The 12164-nt window shown below is 30.8% G+C and carries 13 protein-coding genes; 5 read left to right on the forward strand and 8 right to left on the reverse strand.

Features of this window, described 5'->3' with window-relative positions:
- The first annotated feature begins 437 nt into the window (after positions 1-437).
- The gene (locus K8N75_RS12545; RefSeq protein ID WP_223792399.1) at positions 438-590 is read left to right on the forward strand and encodes a hypothetical protein; all 153 of its coding nucleotides are present in this window, start codon (positions 438-440) and stop codon (positions 588-590) included.
- Positions 591-754: 164 nt separating this feature from the next.
- Here K8N75_RS12545 and K8N75_RS12550 read toward each other — a convergent pair whose 3' ends face one another.
- Both K8N75_RS12550 and K8N75_RS12555 read right to left on the reverse strand, forming a co-directional pair.
- Complete coding sequence (locus K8N75_RS12550) at positions 755-970, reverse strand: hypothetical protein (RefSeq protein WP_223792400.1); 216 nt, start codon at positions 968-970, stop codon at positions 755-757.
- Between the two features lie 610 nt (positions 971-1580).
- Positions 1581-1868 (reverse strand): demethoxyubiquinone hydroxylase family protein, encoded by a 288-nt coding sequence (locus tag K8N75_RS12555; RefSeq protein ID WP_223792401.1) that lies wholly within the window; start codon positions 1866-1868, stop codon positions 1581-1583.
- Between the two features lie 141 nt (positions 1869-2009).
- Here K8N75_RS12555 and K8N75_RS12560 point away from each other — a divergent pair, with 141 nt between their 5' ends.
- Entirely contained in the window at positions 2010-2357 is a 348-nt protein-coding gene (locus tag K8N75_RS12560; RefSeq protein WP_223792402.1) for a rhodanese-like domain-containing protein, read from the forward strand.
- 154 nt (positions 2358-2511) lie between these two features.
- Here the strand turns inward: K8N75_RS12560 and K8N75_RS12565 are convergent, their stop codons facing one another.
- Positions 2512-3882 (reverse strand): MFS transporter, encoded by a 1371-nt coding sequence (locus K8N75_RS12565; protein ID WP_223792403.1) that lies wholly within the window; start codon positions 3880-3882, stop codon positions 2512-2514.
- A 290-nt stretch (positions 3883-4172) separates the two neighbouring features.
- Here K8N75_RS12565 and K8N75_RS12570 point away from each other — a divergent pair, with 290 nt between their 5' ends.
- Positions 4173-5702, forward strand: a complete 1530-nt coding sequence (locus K8N75_RS12570; protein ID WP_223792404.1) for a radical SAM/SPASM domain-containing protein — start codon at positions 4173-4175, stop codon at positions 5700-5702.
- A gap of 50 nt (positions 5703-5752) precedes the next feature.
- Here K8N75_RS12570 and K8N75_RS12575 read toward each other — a convergent pair whose 3' ends face one another.
- The 4 genes from K8N75_RS12575 to K8N75_RS12590 form a co-directional block, all read right to left on the reverse strand.
- Positions 5753-6142, reverse strand: coding sequence for a hypothetical protein (locus K8N75_RS12575; RefSeq protein ID WP_223792405.1), 390 nt, complete (start codon positions 6140-6142; stop codon positions 5753-5755).
- Positions 6143-6172: 30 nt separating this feature from the next.
- Entirely contained in the window at positions 6173-6673 is a 501-nt protein-coding gene (locus K8N75_RS12580; protein WP_223792406.1) for a hypothetical protein, read from the reverse strand.
- A gap of 22 nt (positions 6674-6695) precedes the next feature.
- Positions 6696-7724 (reverse strand): M42 family metallopeptidase, encoded by a 1029-nt coding sequence (locus K8N75_RS12585; protein ID WP_223792407.1) that lies wholly within the window; start codon positions 7722-7724, stop codon positions 6696-6698.
- A gap of 240 nt (positions 7725-7964) precedes the next feature.
- Positions 7965-9341: a hypothetical protein gene (locus K8N75_RS12590; protein ID WP_223792408.1), complete on the reverse strand. Its 1377-nt coding sequence runs from the start codon at positions 9339-9341 to the stop codon at positions 7965-7967.
- 165 nt (positions 9342-9506) lie between these two features.
- On the opposite strand from K8N75_RS12590, the gene K8N75_RS12595 reads away from it, so the two are divergent.
- Positions 9507-10808, forward strand: coding sequence for an arginine deiminase family protein (locus K8N75_RS12595; protein ID WP_223792409.1), 1302 nt, complete (start codon positions 9507-9509; stop codon positions 10806-10808).
- A 77-nt stretch (positions 10809-10885) separates the two neighbouring features.
- Positions 10886-11827 carry a carbamate kinase gene (gene arcC, locus K8N75_RS12600; RefSeq protein ID WP_223792410.1) on the forward strand — a complete coding sequence of 314 codons (942 nt, stop codon included), beginning with the start codon at positions 10886-10888 and terminating at the stop codon, positions 11825-11827.
- Between the two features lie 81 nt (positions 11828-11908).
- Here the strand turns inward: arcC and K8N75_RS12605 are convergent, their stop codons facing one another.
- The gene (locus tag K8N75_RS12605; RefSeq protein WP_048190798.1) at positions 11909-12148 is read right to left on the reverse strand and encodes a hypothetical protein; all 240 of its coding nucleotides are present in this window, start codon (positions 12146-12148) and stop codon (positions 11909-11911) included.
- Positions 12149-12164: the final 16 nt, after the last annotated feature.

Consider the following 12164-nt stretch of genomic DNA (forward strand, 5'->3'; position numbering starts at 1 on the left):
GATTGTATAATATTAAACTTTTCTGATAATTTCTTTTCTTCAATTTTTAATAGAATTTATGGTATTAAATATAAAAAACTTTGATTAAATATGCCAAAAACTAAAAATAACCCTCATTTCATATTCTTTTTGTCAATAATATCTGCAGAATATACAACACCATTTTCAAGTGATTAATCCTAAATTTTGTAGTATATTTAGAGGAATGCTTATTGAACATCTTGTGATCCTCAAATCTATGTAAATTGAAAGGCATTCCTTCTTCGACAATTTTAAAAATCTTACAATCAACTTTCAACCAAATTAATGGATAATTTTATTTAGAAATTCTATTTTACAAAATATATTAGATTTACTAAGTTTGTAGATGAAACAATAAAAAATCCAAATTTTGTATTACATCGGATGGTAACTGTGGAAATCAAATATTTAGAACATTGGCACTGATATGTGGAGTTAAAAGTTTTGGTGCAGTAACCTTTGGAATGGATGAAATATACATTGACACATCACGATCCCAATCAATAGCAGGATATATTAGAGCTTTAAACTTTGCAAATTATCTTGCAGAACAAAAGAAGATAAGTTAATCATAAAGAATTTATTTTTTTCTAATTAGAGGTAGTCTCATAATTTTTCTTGTTAAAATCTACCTATATATCATCAAACTATATTGTTATAATAGTTTTTAAAAGAATTATTTTATATGGGAATTCCTTAGAATATAACTTTATAGAATTTAATCAAATATTTATCAAATAAATGCTTGATCATTACTCCTCATAGAAGCTAATCTGCTAGTAGTCATTGTTTTAGCAAATAGAAGATCTCTATCTTCGTATTGAGATTCCTCTATTTTTGTTTCAATTTGGTTTAAAAGGTTTTCTAATTCTTCTGGTTTACATCTATTTACTTGGTTTAAGATTTCTTTCGAATTCAGTTCATTTTCAGTGGATTTTCTAAATATCATTAATGAACACTCCCCAATATCCCAAATTATTTTTATTTAATATTATTCAAAAATACATAGACCCCAATTACTAAGCTTCAATTGTTTAATTAAATAAGGTATACTCATGGATTTAGTAGTGTACTAACCCAATCACACTATATTATTTGTCAACTTAAATATATAAATTTATTTAAAGTAATGGGAGTTTTTTAATCGATTAATAATTTTTCTTACATTTTGAGAAGGATAAATTTTAGACCTACATTTTTTTAAATGGCTTAAACCTATCATTCAATGAGTTAGGTTTTTTTTGAATAGATGAGTTTTAGTAATTCAAATTGCATTTCTGTTTAGCTAAAAGATGAATTCTGTAGCGGATGGATGGATTTTATTCCATATAAACGTATATAATCAGTTTTTCATAAAAGTAGATAATAAATTTCTTATTTTATGAGAATTTCATATTAATAACTATTTTTGTGATTATAAAAAGGATATTTTATTAAAAAGTAGATTAAATTTTTTTTTAAAAATTCACATTAATTAAAACCAACAATCAAATTATTATCCCTAAAAGTTATTCTATCGAATTAATATTTAAAAATTGAAAAATAATAAGGAAATTTAGTTATTTTTTACCAGTCAGTTCTTCAACTTCTTTTTTTCCCTTTTCTAACTCGACAGCTTGTTCTTTATCTATTCTTAAGAGCATGGTTTGAAATTCGCCTACATGAGTTTTTTCTTCTTCAGCAATATCTTGTAGAACTGCCTTTAAATCCTCATTATCTGTCATGTTTGCAAATTCTTCATAAAGATTTATTGCATCAAGTTCACCAATTATGGCTGCTCGAAGTATTTCCTTGTCTAAATCTTCTTGTTTTATTCTTCCTAAATCTATTGGTATTTTCGAAAGCATAAAATTACCTCGATTATATTATGTGTTGCAGTTTAATTATAATTTTCGAATGAAATGAATAATAATTTGACAATAAGGATCTGCTTGACCAATAATTTTAAGATTGTAAATAATCATAAATATATTAAATGGAGTTAAATAATGTCAGAAAATAAAAAATATCAAATATTTAAAACAATATCACCATTAGATGCCCTTAAATTAATTAAAAAACATCAAAATGATCAAAACCTTATAATTTTGGATGTTAGAACTCCATGGGAATTTTCTGATGATCATATTGAAGGTGCAATTAATCTGGATTATACTGATCCAGATTTCAATGAACAGATCAAAAAGTTAGACAAAGAAAAATATTATCTTATTTACTGTAAATCCGGACGCAGAAGTATTAATGTATGTGAAATACTAAAAAAATTAGGATTTACACATGTTTACAATATTAAAGATGGTTTTAAAGGTTGGAAATCTGAGATGTTTAAAATCTAGATTGTTATTGATAATTTTTGTCTAAGATTATTACGTTGATTTGGATATAAAAAAATACATATTATATTCTATGCATTTAATAAAATTGATAAATATTCTATATACTTGTTCTAAATTAAAATTTCTAATATTTAGATAGATAATTGATATTCAACTATCCAATCATGGTTTTAAGCTGCTGTTTTTTACTCTTAAGTCCCAATGCAAGTATTGTCATTAATATTGCTACAAATCCAATTGCAATATAAGCAAGTTGATAACCATTAACTGCTCCAGCATAAGATCCAATAACTGCCCCTATAAGAGCACCACCCATAAGCTGGCCAAAGCTTGTAATGATGTTAATTAGGGCTTGGCCAGATGCTCTTTCTTTTGGTGGACTTTCTATCAGCATAATATAACGTGGTGGAGATCCTATGGCTGTGCTCATACCCACACCGACCAGAATACCCGCAAATATAAATAAATAAAAAGATTTAGAAAAGAATCCCATTATAAACAATCCTATCACTATACAAAATGCCCCTGTAACCATTATATTTCTTGAACCAAATTTATCTAGAAGCTTTCCAATTACAGGAGCCCCCAATGCCATGGTCAAGACTATTGGCATTAACATTAAACTTGCAGTAGTTGTACTAAATGATAGCGCAGCAATTACAAATGCAGGAACAAATACAGTAGATGCTTGAACCAAGCCTGTTCCAATTGAAATACTGCTTACAAGTTTAACTTCAAGACTTTTGAAAAGATTAACTTGTATCAATGGATCTTTGGCTCTTTTCTCAACAAACCATAATATTGGAAGCAATATACCGCTAAGAACAATGTACGGCCAGACATTTAATGATGAAACACTTGAAATAAAATTGTTGGTCTCTATTTGATTTAAACCATAAGCTAAAGCAATCACCATAAACCCCAATACTGTAAGTCCCGCCCAATCAAATCTTATTTTACCATTTTTTTGAGATTTAGGCAGTATATACAAGCTTCCAATTAAAACCATTCCTGCTATGGGTAAATTTATTATAAAAAGTAATTGCCAACTATAATTAAGTAGAAGACCTCCCAGTATTGGACCCAGTACACTGGAAAGACCCCAAACGGAACTCAATATTCCAAGTGCCCCACCACGTTTGTCAGGAGGAAAAATGTCCCCAATAAATGCATTTGCAACTGGAAATATTCCCCCAGCACCAATACCCTGAATAGCCCTTCCTAATAGTAGCATATCATATGAAAAAGATGTTATTGTGATTAATGAACCCAAAGCAAAAAGGAAGATATCTAAAATATATATTGATTTACGTCCGTAGATATCTGATAGTTTAGCCATTAATGGCGTGCCTATCATAAAAAATAGGATATATATTGTGAAGACCCACGATAAAACTCTTTCATTTACAAGAAAATATGTTTGAATTGAAGGCAGTGCTGGCCCGACAATCCCAATATCCAGTGAGCCCATAAAAACACCTACAAACAGTAAAAACAATATTTGATTGTTTCCATTAAGATGCATAGAAACAATTTCTATCTTTTTATGATTTAAAGGTTTGTCCCATTAAAAATTACTTGTTTTAAATATAGGGATATTGAAAAAAGTAGTAATAATTTTTCAAGAGTTTTAAATTAAAGATGTAAATTTTTAGAAAATATGATTAATACAAATCTTTTGTTTAGTAATTAATCCCAAAAATTTATTTATTATAGTGTACTAACATGTAATAAGATGTATTAGAATGATATATTTTTTAGTTTGTTTTTTTTATTAAAATTTTTAGTAAATAAGATCTGTGAAGAGGTATTACAATGGAAAGTCAAGTAACAAAAAACGAGACTGGTATTGATAATTTAGATGTTGGAGATATGATTAAATCATTTAAGGGAGTTACTAATAATCCTTTATCTAAATTTATAATAAATAGAACGTTTGATTATTGTGAGAAAGATAAAGCAGATAGACTGGAAGTTGGATTAGATTTATTATTCAATAATAGGGAGAATGCATGTATTAGATGTACAATATTATCTAAGATACTTTCAGTACTTATAAAAAAAGGTATGACAAGCTTTGGAGTAAATGAAGATGAATTAAACGAAGTTATGAAAGATCCCCATTGGGTTCGAGGATTAAGCAGTGTTGTAAAGGGAATAGGTAAATTTGGTGTGCAAAAACCATTCGTACCCGGTGCTCCATTTCAAGTGGTTTGGAATATAACTCGTGCTTGTAACATGAAATGTGTTCATTGCTATGAAAATGCTGGAAGAAAAGATGTAGATGAACTTAATCGTGATGAGATAAATCAGGGTCTTGAAATTAATTCCAAAGCGGGTGTAACATCTGTTGCATTTTCAGGAGGAGAACCCACCATAAATCCACATATAACAACATATATTAAAAATGCAAATGAACTAGGAATGTATCCTGCAATTGCTACTAATGGTTATAGGCTTTCAAAGGAATATGTTTGTAATAAATTTGCTGATGCAGGTCTAGAATTTGTTCAAATAAGTATTGATGGCCTCAATCCAGAGACACATGATTCATTCAGGGGTGTTGAAGGATCCTGGGAAAAAGCAATTCAAGCCATAGAAAATTGTGTGGAGAGAGATTTCTTTGTTGAAGTTGCAACAACTGTAACAACTCATAACATTGAAGAAATTCCAAAAATAATAAATTATGTTAAGGACCTAGGTGTGCATTGGTTAATGTTATACAACTTTATACCAACTGGAAGTGGAAGTGATATTAGTGAAATGGATATATCACCACAAAACAGACTTAATTTGTTAGAAACAGCATATGATGAAAATATGATTGGAGATATGCAGGTACTTTCAACTGCCCCACAATTTGCTCCAGTTGCAGAATCTTTACAATCAAAATCTTCTTTAATACCCACCCATTTCTATAATCCCGAGTATGATAACCCTCAAGTAATGCAACTAGCAGATTTTGTTGGTGGTTGTGGAGCTGGAAGATTTTACATGAGCATAGAACCTAATGGAGATATTTATCCATGTGTATTTTTCCCACATGATGAAGAGTTGAAACTTGGAAATTTACTGGAAGATAATTTTGAAGAGGTCTGGAAGAATAATCCTCTTTTAAAGACCCTGCGAAATAAAAATTTATTAGATGACCATTGTGGAAGTTGTGAATCAAAAAATATCTGTGGTGGATGTAGGGCACGAGCATACACCTACTTTGGTGATGTAAAGGCTCCAGATCCAGGATGTATACGAAACCAGAATAAATGGAACGAACTGAAAATGAAAATTCCAGAATTCCAAGAAATCCAAAATGGTAATATTTTAATAAATTTAACAAGCCAATAAATCCTGAATTTGGCTTTAAATTGATCTAAGTGAATTTATATGTATGGAGATCATCGATAATTTTCTATTTCCATTACATATCCTTCCTCAAAAGTCAAGGTTAAATTGTATTGTGGTGCTATTAAATTACCTGTATCGGTTAAAATTTCTGCATGCCAGTCCTCATATTCTAGGAATCTTTTACCTACAATTTTTTTAACATCCACAGCTGTAAATACATTTTCAAGTTCATTGTTATGTTTTACAAAAGTTATGTTATCTGCTTGTAATATTACCTCATTAATTTTCTCTTTTTCATTTAGGGCCTTGAATTTTAATTTTAATTGTTTAATTTCCTTAATATTATTTGTTTCAAAGCTCAGTAGACGTTCTCCTTTTACCTTTTTTAAATTTAAAATAGTTTCATCGGTATTTTTGTTCGAATTATTTTTATCTTGCAATTTTGTTACATCCTGCTATAAATCATGGAACTATCCATACTCGGGGAAATGTTCACTAGATTTATTAGTTAAAAATTTTTCAAGTTCTTGTTCGAATCTATTTTTGATCAAATTGTAAATCAGATCATATACTGGGATGAAACTAGTGGGGTCCTTAGGATCAAGTGTGAATTCTTTTTTTTCTTTGGTGAAGCGAAGTCCAAAGTTTTTATCATCTTTTTTAAGAGCCAAATCAAATATGTAGGCCATTGCAGGATTATCAATATTTCCTTCAACATAGAGGTTGACTCCCATTCCATAATGCCATGAAGTATCAATATCAATTAAAAGAGCATCACGTGGATGTGCCTCCATAGATTTATTGTCTTTATCAGGAGGTCTGTAGTATCGTATTTCATCATAATCACATTCCAAATATTCTGCTAGTCCTTTACCTAACTGTATAACAAAATTTAGACAATTCCATCTGTACTCCTTAAAATCATTTTCCGCATTGGTGTATATTTGATTTAGTTCTTCAAATTTAGTCATTTTTAATCACTCCAAATATCTTTTAAATACCATTCAAAACTGCTACTATGAGTTTAACTGTATTCTCCATATCTTCCATGTTAACAACACTTACAGGAGTATGTATGTACCTTGAAGGAGGGGATATTACACCTGTAGGGATTCCTTGGCGTGTGAGATGTATGGCAGTACCATCTGTTGTTCCTCCTTCACTAACTTCTAGCTGGAAGGGGATATTTTCTTTTTCAGCGACTGTTATCAATAATTCTTTAATTTTTGGAGGGGTTATTATACCATCACCACTTTGATCTGCCAAAACAATTGTTGGACCCTCTCCCAATTTTGATGGTGCTTCTTCATTTTTTATTCCAGGATGATCACCTGCAATAGTAACATCCAATGCAAATGCCATATCTGGATTTATTCTAAATGCTGATGTCTTTGCACCTTTTAATCCCACTTCTTCTTGTACTGTTCCTACTCCATAAATCGTAGCACTGCTTTTAGCCCGTTTTAAAACCTCAACAAGTACTGCACAACCTGCACGATTGTCTAATGCTTTTCCTTTAACCAATGAATTTCCTAAATCCTGAAAATTCTGTTTGATAATTATTGGATCTCCTATTTGGACCATTTTAAGAGCTTCCTCTTTGTTGGAGGCTCCTATATCAATAAACATTTTATCGTATTTAACAACCTTATCTTTTTCACTTTTTTTCATTTTATGAGGGGGTTTCGATCCAATAACGCCATTTACATCCCCATCAGATGTCTGGATGTAAACATCTTGGTTTAAAAGCATTTGATCATTGATTCCTCCTATTTTGGAAAATTTAACAAATCCCTTAGAATCAATATATCTTACCATAAGCCCTATCTCATCCATATGAGCAGCCAGCATGATTTTTTTCCCGTTTGGATCCCCATTCTTAACTGCAATAAGATTTCTCATATCATCAATTTTAATCTCATCAACTAGTCCATCAAGTTCATTGAAAATAATTTTCCTAATTTCCTCTTCAAAACCTGAAATTCCTGGAGCATTTGAAAGTTTCTCTAATAACTTTTTCATAGATATCACCCAATTTACATGTATTTTTTAAACAATCATCTGTTTTCTCACAATACGCATTTATTCAACAAATAAACAATTATACCTACTAAAATCCATGAAACAACATAAATATGAATAGAATACCGGAACAAACCGGGATAATAACATCAAATCTATTATTTTGGTATAACCGAAGACAACAGAGAACATTTCATAAAAAAATTATTTAATGAAAATGTTCTTTACAATGAAAATTTATCATATCTCTTTTAAGATGTATTCACATCCGCCTAGTGATTTTATCTTACTTTCCAATCTATTCCAAAAACCAAATGCATTAAGGTCAACTAAAGGAATATGCTCTCTAAATATTTCATTGTACATTCTTCCTTCTTCATGTGTTTTACCCTTGGATATATCATCACAATATATTTTTAAGATTTCATTGGGAATATATTCCACAGCAAGTTCCAATGCACGTCTTCCCACGTTATTACAAATAGTTTTCTCCGGTAAATCTTTATTAAACCATTCATCAAATTTATAACGATCTATAATAAGCTCTAATGGAATTAATTGTGGGGTGTTATGTTTAAACAGAGTGTTGTATGGATCGTCAGCATGTGATAGGTAGAATTCGTGTGTTTTATCATAAACAAAATGTGGCATTGCATGGCCACACCGCTCTTCCAATAGAACTGGAAAGTTGATTGTTTTTAAAATGATTCTTATAAACCCTGTTGTACCCCAACATCCAGCTGTGAAGTGTTTAAATCCATTTTTTGGATGTGTGGTTCCAGAAATTATTCTTTCAACAGGTGGATAACCTTGGTATTGCCAGTGTTTTTTATAGTTTTCAGGAGTATTTCCACTATCATAATGGTATAAATTATTACGGATCCATCCTAAAAAACGTCCTATTGTTCCCCATCGGGTTATTCCGATGAGATTTCCACTGTCTAAAAAATCGTATATCCTAACTGGATCTCCAATAGTTGCTGATCCATGGCTGAATAATGATTCATGCCATCTCCATATCGAATATACATCTCGAGGTTCTGAATATTCAAAAAATGTACGACTGTCTAATAAAAATTCTAGCTGCTCAGAATTGTATCTTAAAATTGACCAGTGTACAAGTCTATCTATTTCAACTCTAATTGAGTGAGCAACATAATTTATATAATAAATCCAAGCATCATCTGGATTAAGATCTGTTGACAAGACAGTTCCATCGTCGGATATATTTAATGTACATTCAGGTGCATCTTTTAAATCTGGTAAAATATCTAAAAGGGTTTTCCAGAATGTATTGGAAAGCTCATGTTTTTTATCTTCAGTCCAGACATTGTAGTTGTGTGCTTCATTTTGAGAGTTATTTGAATCTTTCGAACGCCATATTATGGCATTGGCTATTTTACTATTTTCTTTCATCCATTTATTAAAAATTTGAAAAAGAAATTCTTTATTTTCTTTGAAAAAGGTTTTTAAATCTTTTTGTGTTATAAATCCACCATCTACTAAAAAATTTCCTAATTTTTTATCATAATCTTTTTTTAATGGTGAAAGTGATTGGTACTGGTTCTTTGAAATCAATTTATCTTCATAAAACTTGTTAATTAATTCTGGAATCATTGCAAAAAAACCTCCAAAAACTATTATCAATTTCTAAAGTCACATTTTTATTATATTAAACATCAACTATATAATTTATGGTGAATAAAGATGTATTAAGATGTAATAAATTATATTATTAGGATGTTTTTTTATTTATATTAAAAAAATCAAAGGATAGTTTTGATGAAAGCTAAAATAAACGCCGAATGGGATCATCTAAGTAAAGTTGCAGTGCATTCTCCTGGAATAGAAATGTACTTTGGACTTTTAGATCCATTTGCATCCCTATATGAAAGATCCTTCAGCATGAAAGATGCATTAAAAGAACACGAACTACTTATTTACACCTTAAAACATGAATTCAAGATTGATATAATCCCATTAAAGGAAACTATAATTGAACAAGCCGATAAATCAACCCCAATTCATGAAAAACTCATTAATTTAGCATTTAAAAATCTGCATTATACAGGAGACATTACCGAAGTTGATCGTGCTAAAGAAGAAGTAGAAAAAAATAAGAAAATATTAGATTCAAATTACTACTTTAACACCGTTCTTTTAAATCCTAATGTTGAACTGAAATCAAGTACAGGCACAAGGATGATACATCTACATGTAACTGAAAATGAACCTCTAACAAATCTTTATTTTATGAGGGACCAACAGGCAGTTACAGATAAAGGAATAGTAATTTCAAGAATGTCCAAACCCCAGCGAAGAAGAGAACCACAGCTAACCAAATTTTTATGGAATTCTCTTAAAATGCCTATCGCATGTGAAATTAAGGATCCGGGCACATTTGAAGGCGGAGACTTTATTCCTATGAAAGAATTTTCCTTAATCGGTGTTGGAGATCGTACTAATATGTCTGGTGTTGAACAAATACTCCAAGAGGGTTTAAATTACAATGAAGTTGGTGTGGTTCAACAACCAAAACATCCATTATTACCAGCTGTAAAGAATGATTTGATGATAAATATGCATTTAGACACATATTTCAATGTTGCTTCCGATGGAGTTGTTGTTGGATGTGAACCATTATTAAAGAATGCCCCAGTTGCGATATATTACAGGGAAAATCAAGGAGAATATGTTAAATCAAAAGAGCAAACAAATCTTCATGATTATATTGTGTCCAAGGGTTTTGAAATCATTGATATTACTACCCTAGAGTATCTTGCTTATGCATCTAACTTCCTATGTGTGAAAAATGGTACTATTGTTTCTGTTGAAGTTGATCGTATTGTGAAAGATGTGATAAATAGTTTAAAGGATAAAGCAGCTGATAATCCGGAAATATATGGAAATCTTTTAATGCAGGTAAAAAAGGATTATAAATATCTATGTAATGAAGGTCAGTTCTTCCCTCATAAAAAAGAGATTTATCAACATGATATTGATGCTTACCCACTGAACTTGATAAATCTCACAGGAGGATATGGAGGAGCCCACTGCATGACATGTGCACTTAGAAGACGCTAAAAAAAATAAATTTTAAACATTTGTATATTATTATTAATTTCAAAAAATTATATTTTATATAAAAATTTGGTGTAATTATGACTGTAAACATATTGGTTTCATTGGGTGGAAATGCAATACTCAAACACACAGATATAGGTACTGCTGAAGAACAACTAAAAAACACGAAGCAAACTAGCAGCATTATCATTGAATTGTTAAGGGAAGGTTATCATGTTGCATTAACCCATGGTAACGGACCACAAGTAGGTGATATTCTGTTGTCATACGATCTTGCAAAGGAAATTTTACCACCAATGCCATTAGATGTATGTGTGGCTCAATCACAGGGAATGATAGGTTACATGTTGCAGATTTCATTAAAAAATTCATTAAAAGACAAGGATATCGAAAAGTCTGTTGTTACTATTCTCACCCAAACTCTTGTTCATAAAGATGATCCACGTTTAAAAATTCCTTCAAAACCTATAGGCCCCTATTATACTGCTAAAGAAGCATCTAAACTTCGTGAAAGGGGTTGGTCAATGGTTGAAGATAGTGGAAAGGGATATCGTAGGATTGTGCCTTCACCACTACCAATAGGATTTATAGAAGAATCGTCAATTAAATCATTATTTGAAAAAGGGGAATTGATAATTGCGTCTGGTGGTGGCGGTATTCCTGTTATTAAAAATGAAAATGGTCATTTACAGGGATTAGAGGCAGTAGTAGATAAGGATCACACTTCATCCCTTCTAGCTTCTTTGATTGGTGCTGAAATACTTCTTATTTTAACTGATGTTGATAAGGTTTCAATTAATTATGGAAAGCCATACCAACAAGATCTTGACCATATGACAGTTTCAATGGCAAATAAATATCTTAAAGAAGGGCATTTCCCATCAGGAAATATGGGACCAAAAATAGAATCCATAATAAATTTTCTCGAAAATGGAGGTAAAAAAGCCATTATAACATCTATAGAAAATGTTTTTGATGCTTTAAAGGGCAATGCCGGTACTACTATTACCCTAATCTAGTTCCAAATTCAATTTGAAACTAATATTTACCGCCCAATATTTTGAGAATGTTCCAAAGTTCTTTGATTTAATCTTTGAATCTTAACTTCGGGGATGTTTTTTCTTGGTTACTCCTGGTGTTCTGGGAGCTGCTTCTTTATTACTGTCGCTTGGTCCGCTTTTGTGTGCCAAGGGATCTATATCTTTGTCTTCGTTTTTATCGATTCTTTCTGAATGGAAGCTTACAGGTTCATCTATGAGTTCGGGATTACTGGAGTCATGGAATTTATTTTCCTTAGTAATTTTCTTCTTTTTAGGTACTTCACAATTCTCATCTACCATTTTATCACCCTTTTTT

Source organism: Methanobacterium spitsbergense (genome assembly GCF_019931065.1).
GTDB classification, from domain to species: domain Archaea; phylum Methanobacteriota; class Methanobacteria; order Methanobacteriales; family Methanobacteriaceae; genus Methanobacterium_B; species Methanobacterium_B spitsbergense.

Excerpts from the sequence above, each read along its gene's own strand:
- K8N75_RS12560 (WP_223792402.1), top strand. The coding sequence starts at position 2,010 with ATGTCAGAAAATAAAAAATATCAAATATTTAAAACAATATCACCATTA.
- K8N75_RS12590 (WP_223792408.1), bottom strand. The coding sequence starts at position 9,341 with ATGATTCCAGAATTAATTAACAAGTTTTATGAAGATAAATTGATTTCA.
- K8N75_RS12555 (WP_223792401.1), bottom strand. The coding sequence starts at position 1,868 with ATGCTTTCGAAAATACCAATAGATTTAGGAAGAATAAAACAAGAAGAT.
- K8N75_RS12565 (WP_223792403.1), bottom strand. The coding sequence starts at position 3,882 with ATGCATCTTAATGGAAACAATCAAATATTGTTTTTACTGTTTGTAGGT.
- K8N75_RS12605 (WP_048190798.1), bottom strand. The coding sequence starts at position 12,148 with ATGGTAGATGAGAATTGTGAAGTACCTAAAAAGAAGAAAATTACTAAG.
- K8N75_RS12550 (WP_223792400.1), bottom strand. The coding sequence starts at position 970 with ATGATATTTAGAAAATCCACTGAAAATGAACTGAATTCGAAAGAAATC.
- K8N75_RS12595 (WP_223792409.1), top strand. The coding sequence starts at position 9,507 with ATGAAAGCTAAAATAAACGCCGAATGGGATCATCTAAGTAAAGTTGCA.
- K8N75_RS12570 (WP_223792404.1), top strand. The coding sequence starts at position 4,173 with ATGGAAAGTCAAGTAACAAAAAACGAGACTGGTATTGATAATTTAGAT.
- arcC (WP_223792410.1), top strand. The coding sequence starts at position 10,886 with ATGACTGTAAACATATTGGTTTCATTGGGTGGAAATGCAATACTCAAA.
- K8N75_RS12585 (WP_223792407.1), bottom strand. The coding sequence starts at position 7,724 with ATGAAAAAGTTATTAGAGAAACTTTCAAATGCTCCAGGAATTTCAGGT.
- K8N75_RS12580 (WP_223792406.1), bottom strand. The coding sequence starts at position 6,673 with ATGACTAAATTTGAAGAACTAAATCAAATATACACCAATGCGGAAAAT.